Genomic DNA, 14,907 nt, shown 5'->3' on the forward strand with positions numbered 1-14,907 from the left:
TTTTTACATTCATTGAAATTGCTGAATCAGGGTTATAGGGATGGCTTTCGGAAGCAAGATGATTCGGACTATTTTCATTTATGGCGGCATGAGCTATATTTGAGAGAATTAGAATGTAACGGTAAAGAGGGGTTTATCATCATTTTGAGAAAACAAATTAAGTTAAGCCATGTGATTTACTTGGTATTTTTTGTTTTGCTGCTCATTGTTGTGCGCTGGAGCTGGCAAAACCAGCTCGCCGTAGAAAACCCGCCAACGGTAAAGCAAGGCGTGCTGGATTTGCGCGGTGTAGATTTGGATGAAACCAAGCCGTTACTGCTGGACGGAGAGTGGTTATTTTATGCGGGGCAATGGGTTGGTGCATCTAATATAGAAAGCGCTGTCCAGGGACAACTGCTGCAGGTGCCGGGCAAATGGAATGCGGCCTTTGCCCATACTGATCAAGAGGCATATGGATATGGAACGTATTATGTGCGAATTTTGCTCGATCGGCCTTCGGTTGAGCCGTTTAGCGTGTGGTTTCAATCCATTTATACCGCTTCGGAGGTGGAGATTAACGGGGAACTGCTTGCGAAGTTCGGCGAGCTTGCCGAGGGGCCGGAAGGACATGTTTCCGAGAATAAGTCATTCAAGGTGAGCTATGACGGTGAAAATCAAGTGGAGCTGGATTTGTTCGTTCGAGCATCCAATTATGAAGCGCCGCTGAACGGCGGCATTACTCGTTCTGTACAGATTGGCACGGAAGCAGGGATTGACCAAATCTATACCTACTCCAGTGCTTTTCAGCTCATCGTGATTGTCATTTTCCTGCTTCATGCGTTATATGGGCTGATCATTTATTTGATTAATGTTCGGAAAACCGAATTTATTATGTTTTTTCTCATGATGATTGCATCGGCCATGACGATTGCTGTCTATCACCACGGGATTTTATTCCAGTTATTCCCTGCTGAATTTGCATGGACGTTGAAGCTGAAAGCTTATGCGTACGTATGGTTCTCCTTCTTTCTCCTCATGATGGGCAGGGCGTTTATTGGGCTTACTCGCAAAGGCCTGTTGTTTTATAGCTACGTCTGCCTCCTAGCGGCGTATACGATTTTTGTCGCAATGGGACCGCTAGAGCTGGTGCTTTATTCGATAGAATCGGGGCTATACATGCTGCTGTATTATATCCCCTTGTTCTGGACGGCCTATTATTTTATGAAAATGGTGTTGAATCATGCAGAAGGCGCCTTGTTTCTTTTATTTTCCGTCGTATGTGTCATTAACAATATTTTATGGGGAGCGGTGTATTACGCTGGAACGTCGCAATATATGTTTTATCCGGTAGATTTAATTGCTGCGATTACGAGCTTCTCGGCCCATTGGTTTAAAAGATATTATCATAATTGGCATGAAAATGTTTCTCTCAACGCCCAATTGGCGGAATCAAATCGCTTGAAGGATCGTTTTCTCGCCAATACGTCGCATGAGCTGCGTACGCCGCTGCACGGCATTATGAACATTGCTCAAAGCGTGCTGACGCGAAAAAAGCATGTGCTGGATGAACAGAGCCAGCGCGATATGGAGCTGCTTATTATGGTCAGCCGCCGAATGTCGCTCATGCTAGGGGACCTGCTCGACGTTGTCAGGCTTCAGGATAAAAGGATTCAAGTCCGCATGTCCGCGGTCAACATCCAGTCCGTTGCTGCTGGCGTGCTGGATATGCTGCGGTTTTTGACCGAGGGCACGAAGGTTAAGCTGCGGATGGATATGAAGGAAAATTTGCCGCGTGTTTATGCCGATGAAGAACGATTGGTGCAAATTATCATTAATTTGGTGCATAATGCGCTCAAGTACACCGAAGAGGGGAGCGTGGAACTGGCTGCCGAGCAGGTAAACGGATCTGTGTGGATACGGGTAACCGATACCGGAGTAGGTATGGATGAGGCGATGCAAAAGCGTGCTTTCCAGCGTTATGAGCAAGGAGCTTCTGGGGTCGGGGGCATTGGGCTCGGCTTAAGTATATGCAAGGACTTGGTCGAATTGCATGGCGGCGAGCTGTTCGTCCAATCCCAGCCGGGCAAAGGCAGCATGTTCAGCTTTAAATTGTCCGTGTTTGATGCGAGCGTGGAAGACGTTCTGCCTCAGACCATGATTCATGTGAAAAAAGAAGCGGAATCGCTGGCAGCTGTCGGCGCACAGCTTGCAGCAGGAGCGGACGCGATGGCAGCCGCCCGTTATGATTTAACTGAAGTCGCTCTGCCTGCCTCGAAGTCTGGTGGAGATGCAGACCGGATTCGTGTGCTGGCTGTTGATGATGATCCCGTCAATCTGAAGGTGCTGGTTCATATTTTGTCAGCGGAAATGTACCATATTGAGCTGGCGTTTTCCGCGCGGGAAGCGTTGGACAAGCTCCACCTAGAGCAGTGGGACCTTGTTATTGCAGACGTGATGATGCCCGGCATGTCAGGGTACGAGTTGACGCGATTAATTCGCGAGCGGTTTACGCTGTATGAGCTGCCGATTATTTTGCTGACCGCGCGCAGCGAGCCGGAAGATATTTATGCCGGTTTCGTGGCGGGAGCAAACGATTATGTTACCAAGCCCGTAGACGCACTGGAGCTAAAGTATCGGGCGGGGTCGCTTTCCTCGCTCAAGCAGGCAGTTAATGAGCGATTAAGCATGGAGGCCGCTTATTTGCAGGCGCAAATCCAGCCGCATTTTCTGTTTAATGCTTTGAACTCGATTTTGGCGCTAAGCGAAATTGATGCGGATAAGATGAGAAACTTAGCTGAGGCGTTTACGTCATACCTGCGTATTAGCTTTGACTTTCTCACCGCTGGCAAGCTTGTACCGCTGTCACGGGAGCTTGAGCTGGTAGAAAACTATTTATATATTGAGCAGCAGCGTTTTGGAGAGCGGCTTAAGGTGGAGTGGGAAGTACAGGCGGAAGTGGATAAGGACATGCCGATTCCTCCGCTTACCATTCAACCGTTAGTAGAAAATGCGGTCAGGCACGGGCTGTTGAGCCAGCGCAAGGGTGGGACGCTAGGCATTCGTATTGTACAGCACGCCGATACAGTGGAATTTTATGTGAGTGATACGGGGGTTGGCATGGATGCGGAGCAGCTTAGCAGGCTGTTAAGCCCGGCAGGCAGAGAAAATCGTGGGATTGGGCTGCTGAATACGCATAGCCGTTTGACGCGGCTTTATGGGAAAGGGCTTAGGATTGCGAGTAAGGTTGGCGAGGGGACCGTCGTAGAATTTGGCATTTCGAGGTTTGGGGAGTAGAAATTTTGCAGAATGCGATTGGCAGGGAACGTGCTGGCGTTCTAATATTGCAGGAATGGAGGGTATAGATTTGGACTGGAGAAAAATGCTTGGTACATTGTTGACCTTTGTTGTACTGTTGCTGCCTGGCAACACAGCGTATGCTGTATCAATGGATAGCTATACGTGGAAAAATGTATCGATTGGGGGAGGAGGGTATGTGACAGGAATTGTGATTCATCCTTCTGAACCGGATCTGGTGTATATCCGCACTGACGTTGGCGGGGCATACCGACTGGACCCGAATGATTCAAGCTGGATTCCGCTAATGGACGGACTAGGCCCGGAGCAAAGCAATTTATATGGAATTGATGGTATTGCGCTTGATCCACAAAACCCTGATATCGTCTATGCAGCAGCTGGAAAAACAGGGAGTGCATCTCCCAGTGATATTCTGAAATCTACCGACCGCGGGAATACGTGGTCCAGAACAAATTTGAACAAACGCAATGAGGCTAATGGCAATGTGGAGCGAGCCATGGGGGAGAGTATTGCTGTTCATCCCAATGTATCTAACATTGTGTATGCGGGTACCCGGTATGACGGGTTGTTTAGAAGCCAGGATGCAGGACAAACCTGGTCCAAAGTTAATGAGGTTCCCGCCGGGACAAGTGGCAAAGGGATTCGCAGCCTGATCTTCGGGAGCGTTCCCGGGGCAACTAACCTGGAGACAGCACTCTATGTCGGTGTAATGGGAATCGGGATTTATGAGACACATGGCGAGGGCTCTATTTGGAATCTGATTCCGGGAAGCCCTACCCATCCGGCTCGTTTGGCCACAGGACAGGACGGGTCGTTATATGTGACCACGCCCAATAACGGGGTACATAGGTATAAGGACGGAAGCTGGAGCAATATTACGCCTAATGCAGCATATACGTCCTATTATGGCATTGATATTGATCCGCATAACGATAGCCATCTCCTGGCAGCGGTCAGGACAAGCGGAGGCCAGCTTCCGCTGTACCGTTCTATAACAGGGGAGAGAGCTGGACGTTAGTGAACAAGGCTCAAACTTCCAAACCCGGTTGGTGGCAGCCCAATATGTTTTTTTCAGCCACTTCAACTGTCGTGTTTGACCCGCATCATGCCGGAACCGTTTATTCCGCTGACTGGTTTGGTGTCTACCGAACAAGAGACATCGGTACGTTATGGACAAAATGGGAGACCCTGTCCAAAGGCCATGAAGAAGTGGTTGCCCTTACAGGAGCAGCGCCGCCAGAAGGAGCACCGCTGTTCACGGGTGTAGCCGATGTTATTGGCTTTCGTCATATGGATGTGAATGCTTCGCCTGCAATGAGGCTGGAGATGAGCTCAATGCGGGAGTTGGTTAGTGTCGACTATCACGAAGCTAATCCGCAATATGTGGCCTTTATCGGGAGTGATGACTGGTATGGAACGGTTACCCGCATGTTCGTTTCATCGAATAATGGACAAACACTGGAAGCCCGCCCCGTACCTGTGGGCTCTAAGCTGGGCAGACTTGCTTATTCGGCCACAGATCTCAATACGATCCTATGGTTTCCCCAATCCGGCAGTCCAGTGAGGACAACAGACAGGGGAGCTACATGGGAGGCCATGACAGGGGCGCCGACGGGTACGGTGGGCGGGAGTATGATTTTTTCATACAATCATCCCGTAGCTGCTGATCGGGTGAACGGAAGCAAGTTTTATGCATATAAATCGGGCTATCTGCATGTGAGCTCGGATGCAGGACAAAGCTGGTCCATAGCTAACCAAACTCCGCTGCCAGGGGGAAGCCCTGTGAAGGTTGAGGCTGCTCCCGGAATGGAAGGCGTGCTCTGGATTAGCTTAGGAGCCAATGGCTTGTATGCCTCAGCCAATTCAGGATCCTCTTTTACCAAGCTGGATCAGATCAAGGAGGCGAGATTGTTTGCATTCGGGAAAGCGGCCCCGGGACAGACACAGCCAGCAGCTTTTATATATGGAGAGGCCGGCGGGTTGAAGGGAATATTCCGTTCGGATGATATGGGCAGCACATGGATACAGATTAATTCGCCGCAAATGCAAATCGGAAATGAGCCTCAGGTTATGGTGGCAGACCGTCAGGAATACGGAAAAGTCTATATTGGCACTAACGGACGCGGCTTTATGGCTGGAGCAAAGGATTAGGCTTGTGAGGCTGGAGGGGCTTGTCATGCAACGGGGCAACATCATTTTGATTATTTAAGATTGCAATGAATAGAAGACATAACATCATTCTTAGTTCATTCCATAAATATTGAAATAATCATATTCTTCAGGTAAAATCCAGGTAAAATCATTGTAATAAACAGATTAGGTATGGAGGGCGATATTTCAATATGCTGGAGCTAAGTTTTCGTGACCCTAACAGGCTTGTATCCGTCTCACATGCCTTATCCACCCGTGCCCGTGTCGATATGCTTCAACTGCTTAGCACCAAAAGCTTGAATGTAATGGAGATTGCGGAGACGCTGCAATTGCCGGTATCAACGGTTGCTAATAACGTGAAGATTTTAGAGGCGGCTGAGCTCATCAATACCGAGCTGCTGCCAGCTTCACGAGGAGCGATGAAGGTATGCAGCCGTAATTATGATGATATCCGCATTTCCTTTAATGTAGAGAAAACGTTCCCTAAAGGGGCGCTAAATGTATATGAGATGGAAATGCCGATCGGGCATTATAGTGAATGCGAGGCTCATCCGACCTGCGGCATGGCGAATGCCGAGGGGATGATCGTCAGGGAGGATGACCCTGCAGCCTTCTATCATCCGAAGCATACTGGAGCTCAAATTATTTGGCTGCGCAAAGGCTATTTGGAATATTTAATGCCGCTGGATATCCCCGCGAATGCCCGGGTTGAATCGTTAGAGGTGGCGCTGGAAATGTGCTCCGAAGCGCCAAACTACGACAATAACTGGCCTTCGGATATTACGGTATGGGTAAATGAAGTGGACATCGGAACTTGGACGAGCCCAGGCGATTTCGGAGATCGGCGCGGCAAGCTGAATCCAGCATGGTGGCCGGACTGGTCAACCCAATACGGGTTGCTCAAGACGTGGCGAATCGACCGGAAGCTGACAACGCTGGATATGGAGGAAATATCGGGCGTTACGGTCGATGACCTGCAGCTTATGCATCGTCCATATGTCAGGCTGCGAATCGGCGTTAAGCAGGATGCCGTCCACCAAGGCGGAATCAATGTATTCGGCAGACAATTTGGGGATTATGAGCAGGAGATTGTGCTGAAGATTTATTATTCCGAAACGCAGGAGTAAGCAAGGAAGCTCTTAACTACAGGTAAACTGTAGCTAAGGGCTTTTTTAATTACATCAATTCGGTTTGAAAGCGTTGACAAAAAGCGGATAGCGGCATAATATATAGACATTGGAACAAGAATATTGTATTAAAACAATAATGAGGTTTTGTTCCTGGAGATCATTTTAACTTTTAGGGGGGCAAACATGAAAAAGGTTTATGGTCCGGTATTGGCGGCAGTGATGTCGGTTGCGCTGCTGCTTAGCGCATGCTCGGGAGGCAATGGCGGCGGCAATGCAGCGGCAACGGGAGGAAACGCTGCTTCCGAATCCGGAGGCAGTGAGCAGGAATCGGCTGCCAGCGGCCAAAAGGTAACGTTATCGTTCTGGACGTTATTCAGCGGTGGCGATGGCGACAATATGCAAGCGCTGATCGATGAGTTCAACAAAACGCATCCAGACATTCAAGTGAAAAACACGAAGCTGGAATGGGGCGAATATTACACCAAGCTGATTACTGCTGTCGGCAACGGAAACGGTCCCGATATCGGTATTTCCCATACGTCCCGCTTGCCGGATTTAATTAATCAGGGAGTTGTCACGGAGCTCGACGATGTGGCGCAACTGGCAAATGTAAGCTGGGAGAGCTATAACGCCAATCTCTTGAATGCAACAATCGTAGACGGCAAGCATTTCGCCATTCCGATCGATACACACCCTTTCATCATGTACTACAATAAAAAGCTGTTGAAGGAAGCGGGTTTGCTTGATGACAACGGCAAGCCTGTACTAGAGCAGTCGGCAGACGGTTTTGTAGCCTTTTTGGATACGCTCAAACAGAAATTGCCTGCCAAGGTGACGCCGTTTGCCCTGTCGAACAGCAATGATGATCCATTCCGTCTATGGTGGTCGCTATACTCCCAATTAGGCGGCAATGATGTCGTTTCAGACGATCTTGCAACAGCGGCGCTCGACGCGGACAAAGGCACAAAGGCAGCCGAATATATCCAGAAGCTTTACACGAGCGGCTATATTAAGAAAAACGATCCGGATTTCTATAAGAACTTCCAAAGCGGGACGGCTGCGATTATGATGACGGGCGTCTGGGCGACAGGCACTTGGGAGGCGACGAAGGACTTCGAATTTGGGGCGATGCCGATACCGAAATTTTTCGATCAGGAAGCGACTTGGGGCGATTCGCATACGATCATTTTGCCAGTGACGAAGAAGGAAGATGAGGCGAAGCGCAAAGCTGCGATCACGTTCGCGGATTGGATTGCAGATAATGGCCAAATTTGGGCCAAGGCGGGACATATCCCTTCCAAGCCATCCGTTTTCGATAAGCCGGAGTTTAAAGCTCTTCCGAACCGCGGCGATTATGCTTCTGTAGCGGACACGGTCAAGTTCAGCAAGCCTTCTACGAAAAACTGGCAAATTAGGGACGATGCGTTGTTCAAATATTTGAACGAGGTTTGGGTAAGCAAAATGACGCCAGCAGACGTCATGACCAAAATGCAGGAAGCCATTCAAAAAATATTAAACAGCTAGTTTTGTAAAAGTTGGAGATTCCGCAAGCTTGCAGGCTGCCGCGGCAAGCTTGCCGATTCTTCATTAGAGAGGCGTGAGGCGCACGAATGAGGATAAGCAAGCTGAGAGCTGACCTTCTTGCATTATTGTTTCTACTGCCCTTTTTAACCATTTATGTGTTGTTTACGATTTGGCCTATGTTTAAGGGCGTCGAGATGACCTTCTACAAATGGACATTAATTAAGAAAATGGCTTATGTGGGCTGGGACAACTATCAACGTATGCTTCAGGATCAAGAGGTGTGGTCTGCAATTTGGCATTCCGCGATTTTTGTTGTCATTACGACGCCGACGATGATTGTGCTGGCGCTCGCGCTCGCGCTAATCGCTAATCGAAAATCGGTTTTGCAAAAATTTTATCGATCCATCTTTTTTATCCCGAGCGTTTTATCAGTTGCTGTCGCTTCATTTCTGGGCTTGTTTATTTTTCAGCCGTATATGGGACTTGTTAATACATTTCTCCATTTGCTGCATTTGCTTCCGGAGGAAATAGAAATTTTTTGGCTGACGGAAACGTGGTTGTCCTGGATTGCGATTGCGGCGATTACGTTGTGGTGGACGGTCGGCTTTAACTTTATTCTCTATTTGTCGGCGATGCAGGACATTCCGGAAGAAATCTACGAGGCGGCCCGTTTGGACGGCGCCAGCGATTGGAGCATTTTCTGGAACATTACGCTGCCGTATTTGAATCCGCTCACCAAGACGATTACGATGCTGCAAATTATTAGCTCATTTAAAGTGTTTTTGCAAATCTACATTATTACAGGTGGAGGCCCGCTTGACCAAACAAGGCCCATTATCCAATTGATCTATCAAACCGGCTTCCGCAAAAACGATTTGGGATACGCGGCAACGATGTCGTATGTCGTATTTTTTATTCTGCTTGCTTTGTCTGTCATCCAATATTGGTTCAACAATCGGAAAGGGGCGCATGTGTAATGAAATGGCTTTATCGGGCGATATCGCTGCTCGCGGCATTTTTCTTCACGGCCCCCATTATTTGGATGCTTGTCGTGTCTGTGAAAAGAGAAGGAATGAAGATTGTAACGCTGCTGGACTGGTTTACACCTCCGTATTCGCTAGACATCTATCAGCAAGTGCTGAACGAAACTAAAATTATGAGCTGGACCTTCAACAGCCTTTTCGTCGCCGTCTGTGTGACCGTTTTAACGGTGGCGATTGCAGCTTTGGCTGGCTTTGCGCTATCGAAGCTGCCGTTTCGCTATCGTTCGCTCATGTTTTTTGTCGTACTCGCCGGCTTGCTTATTCCTGGGGAAGCGATCATTATTCCGCTTTATCAGGTGGCCAAGGAGATGAACCTTTTGAACAGCTACCAGGGCTTGATTTTACCTGCGCTGGCCTCGCCGGTAGCGGTTATCGTGCTCAAAAGCTTTTTCGACGGCGTACCGAATGAGTTGATTGAAAGCGTGCAAATCGATGGCGGCGGCATTTGGCGCATTTTTGCCTACATTATGCTTCCCTTGACGCGCCCGGCTCTGGCCTCGATGGCGATCTTGACCTTCATCGGTTCGTGGAATAACTTTTTGTGGCCGTTCCTGTCCGTAACCGACGACAATCTGTTTACTATCCCAATGGGCATTCCGACCCTGATGAGCCAGTATTCGGAGGATTATGTGAAGCCGATGGTCATTAATACGCTTGCCTCAATCCCGATTATATTGCTATTTATTATTTTTGAACGGCAGATTGTTAAAGGAATCAGCTTGTCGGGAATTAAAGGATGAGTGCCACAGACGGAATCTGAGCCTGATGCAAAACTCGCATTCTGATATCCAAATGACAGCTAGAACTAGAAGCGCATCTTGAATGAGCAACCCCACAATTATACTGCAAAAGGAGTAAGAAAGATGAATCAGCAATTACTGCGCAGCGAATATCCCCGACCACAGTTTAGGAGAAAGCAATGGACTTCGTTAAACGGCACATGGGAATTTGAATATGACGATGAAGATACGGGTGAACGGGAAGGCTGGGAAGCCAGCGGCAAAAGCTTTTCCAAACGGATAGAAGTTCCGTTTTGCTATCAGAGCGAGCTCAGCGGAATAGCCGATACGGCGTTTCATGATATTGTGTGGTACCGCCGCGCCTTTGCGATACCTGCCGAATATGAGGGAAAGCGGCTGCTTTTGCATTTTGGAGCGGTGGACTATGAGGCCCGCGTATGGGTTAACGGCAAGCTAGTAGCGACCCATGAGGGCGGACATACGCCATTCCATGCCGATATTACCGATTCGCTGCACGAGGGCGAAAATATCATTGTCGTCAAAGCGATCGACCACAGCAAGGACGTTACGCTGCCAAGAGGAAAGCAGTACTGGGAAGAAAAGTCTGCTGGCATTTTCTACACCCGAACGACGGGCATTTGGCAGAGCGTTTGGCTGGAGCCGGTTGCCCCCATATATGTGAGCCGCATTCGCTTGACCCCCGACATCGACCGCAATGAGCTGAGGCTTCAAGCTTTTATTTCCGGGTTCAAAGAGGGAGCTGACATCTCCTTGCGAGCTTCGATTGGATTTGGGGACGAGGCGGTGGCGCAGGATGAGATTAAAATTACGAGGGGGTCGGTCACGCGGACAATCGGCATTCACGATTTTAACGATCACGGATTAGGGCGTTGGTGGACGCCGGAAAATCCGAATTTGTACGAACTTAAGCTCACGCTTCTCGTTGACGGCAAGGCGGTTGATGTGGTTGACAGCTATTTCGGCATGCGCAAAATATCAATCGAAGACGGAGTTGTCCTGCTTAACAATCGTCCTTATACGATGAAGCTGGTGCTGGATCAAGGTTATTTCCCAGCCGGGCTTCTTACGGCGACAAGCGACGATGAGCTGCGCCGTGATGTGGAGCTGACCAAAGCGATGGGCTTCAACGGAGCCCGCAAACACCAGAAAATAGAAGACCCTCGATACTTGTACTGGGCTGACCGGCTTGGCCTGCTGGTGTGGGGGGAGATGGCCAATGCCTATCATTTTTCAGAAGAATATGTAGGCCGTGTTACGAGGGAGTGGCTTCAAGCGGTGGAACGGGATTACAACCACCCTTGCCTTGTCGCGTGGGTGCCGATGAATGAAAGCTGGGGCGTGACCAACATCGTGGTAGATATTCAGCAGCAGCAGCATGCACTCGCCATGTATCATATGACGAAGTCGCTTGATCCGACGCGGCCCGTCATTTCTAACGATGGATGGGAGCTTGTCAAGACCGACCTGGTGACCATACATGACTATGAGTGGCGCAAAGACGTACTGGCGGATCGGTATTCCGAGCGGGAAAAGGCATTAAAGGCGCGACCCGGCAATCGCTGGATTCTCGTTCCAGGCTTCGATGACGAAGGACAGCCGATTTTATTAACCGAATTTGGCGGCATTTCGTTCAAGAAAAGCGGCTGGGACGGCTGGGGCTATTCAGGCGCGCAAAATGAGGACGATTACATTCAAAGATTGAAGGATGTCTTCGAGCCGGCGCATCGCTCGCCCATTTTACAGGGCTTCTGTTATACCCAGTTGACCGATGTCGAGCAGGAAATCAACGGCTTGTTAACGTATGATCGCCAGCCCAAGGCTCCGCTGGAGACGATTAGGCAAATCGTTGAAGGCTAGCTGCACCGGGCAATTCAAATTCGAGGAAGTAATAAAAAAAGGACAGGTGAAGATTGTGAGCTTAAAAAGTTACCGCAAAGAGTACCCGAGGCCGCAATTCGTTCGGGAGCATTGGCAAAATTTAAACGGCGAATGGGATTTTTGTTTTGATGACGAAAATATAGGCGAGCAAGCGCAATGGTTTAAGACGTTTCCGGGGGAATTGAAAATTCAGGTGCCGTTTGTCTATGAGACGCCAGCCAGCGGTATTGAGGAGTCCAGCTTTCATTCTACGGTTTGGTATCGGCGCAGCTTCACGATTCCTGCCGAATTTCGCAGCAAACGTATAATGATCCATTTTCAGGCCGTTGATTATACAGCAAAGGTATGGGTTAATGGTCAGCATGTCGGTCGCCATGAGGGCGGATATTCCGCTTTTTCATTCGATATTACCCCGTATTTGCGATCAGATGATAGTGACAATGTTATTGTCGTCAAGGTAGAAGACAGCAATGATTGCTCGCAGCCTAGAGGAAAGCAGCGCTGGAGAGAGCAGAACTTTGGCTGCTGGTATGTGCAGACCACGGGCATTTGGCAGACGGTATGGCTCGAATATGTAGAACAGCAGCATCTGAAGACGGTCAAAATAACGCCCGATTTGGATACCAATTCGGTTCGTTTCGATTATAGTGTCGATGACAGTGCCAGCAGCGGCGATCTTCATTTAATTACAAGGATTACAATGGATGGCGAACTGATTAAAGAAACAAGTCTCGCGATTGATCGCTCCTATTTGTCCGCAAGCGTTGAATTAATCAGCGACAAAAGGGAATGGCGTGTGGAGACGTGGAGCCCTGACCGTCCAAACCTCTATGAGGTGGAGTTCATCTTGCGCAACTCACAATCGGTAGTGGACCGCGTATCCTCCTATTTCGGGCTTCGCAAAGTGTCGATTCAGAAGGGCAAGGTTCTGCTGAACAATACGCCGATCTATCAGCGGCTTATTCTGGATCAAGGCTATTGGCCGGAAAGCCATCTTACACCGCCGTCGGTAGAAGCCATTATTGAGGATATTGATCAAGTATTAGCGATGGGCTACAATGGCGTGCGCAAGCATCAAAAAATCGAAGATCCGCGTTTTCTATACTGGTGCGATGTGAAAGGGCTGCTCGTATGGTCGGAAATGGCATCTACTTATGAATTTAATGATCAAGCGGTAGAGAAGTTCACCAAGGAATGGCTGGACATCGTTCAGCAGCAATACAATCATCCGAGCATCGTAACCTGGGTGCCCTTTAATGAATCTTGGGGAATAGCCAACGTATTCGTTGACCGCAAACAGCAGCAGTTCACGGAAGCAATCTATTATTTAACAAAATCGATTGATCCGCACCGGCCTGTCATCGTTAATGACGGATGGGAGCATACCATTTCCGATATTATTACTTTGCACGATTATGAAGAGTCAGGCGAAAAATTCCTCAAGCGCTACACGAGCAAGGATGCCATTACGAGCAATGAAATTTCCCATATGAATTGGAAATATGCGATGGCAGAAGGTTATGCTTATAAAGGACAGCCGATCATCATTAGCGAATTTGGCGGTATTGCTTTTAAAACCGAAGCAGGCTGGGGATATGGAAACCAGGTCGATACAGAGGAAGCTTTCCTCGAACGGTTTAACAAAATTACGCAGGCGATCAAAGCTACCGATTATATTTGCGGCTACTGCTATACACAGGTTACGGATGTGCAGCAGGAAGTAAACGGGCTATTGACGGAGGATCGCAAACCGAAGGTGGCGCTTGATCAGATAAGAGCAATAAATTTAGCATAATAAGTCGTAGGGAAGCCTTGAATATGAAAAAATAAAACGGCGGTGCAGGGCGTAGTTCCTGTAGCGCCATTTTTCTTTTTTCTGCAAGAGAGAATGCCTGTTTCTGTATGCTTAGAATAACGCAAGAGTGCAGCAAACAGCAGCATAGACGTTGCATTTGTATTCCACCCTCAACCTAACCATGTTAGATTAACGGTGTTAGGCTAGAGGAAGAAGGGGATAGTTTATGTCGAATTTGCCAAAAGAGCCATTAAGCCATGAGCGTATCATTCATGCAGCATTAGCCATACTGGATTCGCATGGTGTTACGGGATTATCGATGCGCCGACTCGGCGCTGCACTGAATGTGGAGGCTGCTTCGCTTTATCATCACATACCGAACAAGAACGTCCTGATACAGAAAGTGATAGATGCTGACAGTGCCAAGGCTGTAGTTGCGATAGAAGGCTCGCAGCCGTGGACACATACATTCCGCACTTTTGCAGCTCGTTTTAGGGAAGTATTACGCAGGCATCCGGGGGCTGTATCCCTTGTGGCTACGCACGCTGTTTCAGCAGAAGTAGGCACGAAGCTGGCTATGCCATTAATTGCCTCGTTGGAGCAGACGGCTGCCAACCACGAACAGGCGATTTTTGTTATCCAGTCGATTGCCGTGTTTGTCATCGGCCATGCGTTAGCAGAAGTGGGGAATTGGCCTGATCCGCCAACAGCGCCATTAAGCTATTACGATCAATGGTTTGAAATGGGCCTCTCTGCATTGATTAGCGGCTTTGAACAGCAATTTAACGAATAGGGTGATATCGTTTATGTTTATGATTTTACTTATTGTACAGCTTACAACATTTAGTTATCATCAGCTCACAACAAGGTTTGATTTTTACCCCTTTAACGGTATTCGCCATTATTCAGCCAAAGAACGCCGTAATGAGGCATTGATAAACGGTATTGTTATGGCGGTTCCCGTCATGCTCACGTTCGCTCGTACTCCGCTTTGGATTGGCATCGGCGGCTTGATCTGGACGCTTGTACTTGTCGGTGCCATACTAAACTGGTGGTTGCCGTATGTATCAGGTGTAACAGTATATAAAATGCCGAATAACGAAACATGGCAGCAGGTGTATGACAGGATTTTTTCGAAAACAATTATCCTATTGCCTTCGATTAAAAATAACCCGAGACCTAACTTGGAGCATATCATTCTTCATGTTCTCATCCTAAGCTCGGCGATTACAGCTTGGATGTATGTGCTTGGGCAGCCATAAAAGCATAAAAACAACACAAGCGGCCACCGCGCAAACGGTGGCCGTTTGGCGTTGGGCGAGTAGCCCCGA

11 protein-coding genes are annotated in these 14,907 nt (G+C 48.6%); all 11 read left to right on the forward strand.

Annotated features, from left to right (window positions below; genetic code table 11):
• Positions 1-144: 144 nt before the first annotated feature.
• The 11 genes from BBD42_RS23180 (at position 145) to BBD42_RS23230 (ending at position 14,838) form a co-directional block, all read left to right on the forward strand.
• Positions 145-3,273, forward strand: coding sequence for a hybrid sensor histidine kinase/response regulator (locus BBD42_RS23180; RefSeq protein WP_237163200.1), 3,129 nt, complete (start codon positions 145-147; stop codon positions 3,271-3,273).
• A gap of 70 nt (positions 3,274-3,343) precedes the next feature.
• The gene (locus BBD42_RS23185) at positions 3,344-4,312 is read left to right on the forward strand and encodes a WD40/YVTN/BNR-like repeat-containing protein (RefSeq protein ID WP_099520063.1); all 969 of its coding nucleotides are present in this window, start codon (positions 3,344-3,346) and stop codon (positions 4,310-4,312) included.
• Positions 4,313-4,356: 44 nt separating this feature from the next.
• Entirely contained in the window at positions 4,357-5,445 is a 1,089-nt protein-coding gene (locus tag BBD42_RS23190; RefSeq protein ID WP_099520064.1) for a WD40/YVTN/BNR-like repeat-containing protein, read from the forward strand.
• 191 nt (positions 5,446-5,636) lie between these two features.
• Positions 5,637-6,572: an ArsR/SmtB family transcription factor gene (locus BBD42_RS23195; RefSeq protein WP_099520065.1), complete on the forward strand. Its 936-nt coding sequence runs from the start codon at positions 5,637-5,639 to the stop codon at positions 6,570-6,572.
• A gap of 186 nt (positions 6,573-6,758) precedes the next feature.
• Positions 6,759-8,099, forward strand: a complete 1,341-nt coding sequence (locus BBD42_RS23200) for an ABC transporter substrate-binding protein (protein ID WP_099520066.1) — start codon at positions 6,759-6,761, stop codon at positions 8,097-8,099.
• Between the two features lie 86 nt (positions 8,100-8,185).
• Positions 8,186-9,076 carry a carbohydrate ABC transporter permease gene (locus BBD42_RS23205; RefSeq protein WP_099520067.1) on the forward strand — a complete coding sequence of 297 codons (891 nt, stop codon included), beginning with the start codon at positions 8,186-8,188 and terminating at the stop codon, positions 9,074-9,076.
• A complete protein-coding gene (locus BBD42_RS23210) occupies positions 9,076-9,882 on the forward strand; it encodes a carbohydrate ABC transporter permease (protein WP_099520068.1) in 807 nt (268 codons plus the stop codon). Before BBD42_RS23205 ends, BBD42_RS23210 begins: the two co-directional genes overlap by 1 nt.
• A 123-nt stretch (positions 9,883-10,005) precedes the next feature.
• Entirely contained in the window at positions 10,006-11,760 is a 1,755-nt protein-coding gene (locus tag BBD42_RS23215) for a glycoside hydrolase family 2 protein (protein WP_099520069.1), read from the forward strand.
• 55 nt (positions 11,761-11,815) lie between these two features.
• Positions 11,816-13,576 carry a glycoside hydrolase family 2 protein gene (locus BBD42_RS23220; RefSeq protein ID WP_172455596.1) on the forward strand — a complete coding sequence of 587 codons (1,761 nt, stop codon included), beginning with the start codon at positions 11,816-11,818 and terminating at the stop codon, positions 13,574-13,576.
• 226 nt (positions 13,577-13,802) lie between these two features.
• Positions 13,803-14,369: a TetR/AcrR family transcriptional regulator gene (locus tag BBD42_RS31865; RefSeq protein WP_172455597.1), complete on the forward strand. Its 567-nt coding sequence runs from the start codon at positions 13,803-13,805 to the stop codon at positions 14,367-14,369.
• Positions 14,370-14,382: 13 nt separating this feature from the next.
• Entirely contained in the window at positions 14,383-14,838 is a 456-nt protein-coding gene (locus BBD42_RS23230; protein WP_099520071.1) for a hypothetical protein, read from the forward strand.
• Positions 14,839-14,907 lie beyond the last annotated feature (69 nt).

Origin of the sequence: Paenibacillus sp. BIHB 4019, from assembly GCF_002741035.1 — a bacterium.
GTDB lineage: Bacteria > Bacillota > Bacilli > Paenibacillales > Paenibacillaceae > Pristimantibacillus.

Excerpts from the sequence above, each read along its gene's own strand:
- BBD42_RS23230 (WP_099520071.1), top strand. The coding sequence starts at position 14,383 with ATGTTTATGATTTTACTTATTGTACAGCTTACAACATTTAGTTATCAT.
- BBD42_RS23195 (WP_099520065.1), top strand. The coding sequence starts at position 5,637 with ATGCTGGAGCTAAGTTTTCGTGACCCTAACAGGCTTGTATCCGTCTCA.
- BBD42_RS23190 (WP_099520064.1), top strand. The coding sequence starts at position 4,357 with ATGTTTTTTTCAGCCACTTCAACTGTCGTGTTTGACCCGCATCATGCC.
- BBD42_RS23200 (WP_099520066.1), top strand. The coding sequence starts at position 6,759 with ATGAAAAAGGTTTATGGTCCGGTATTGGCGGCAGTGATGTCGGTTGCG.
- BBD42_RS23215 (WP_099520069.1), top strand. The coding sequence starts at position 10,006 with ATGAATCAGCAATTACTGCGCAGCGAATATCCCCGACCACAGTTTAGG.
- BBD42_RS23210 (WP_099520068.1), top strand. The coding sequence starts at position 9,076 with ATGAAATGGCTTTATCGGGCGATATCGCTGCTCGCGGCATTTTTCTTC.
- BBD42_RS23205 (WP_099520067.1), top strand. The coding sequence starts at position 8,186 with ATGAGGATAAGCAAGCTGAGAGCTGACCTTCTTGCATTATTGTTTCTA.
- BBD42_RS31865 (WP_172455597.1), top strand. The coding sequence starts at position 13,803 with ATGTCGAATTTGCCAAAAGAGCCATTAAGCCATGAGCGTATCATTCAT.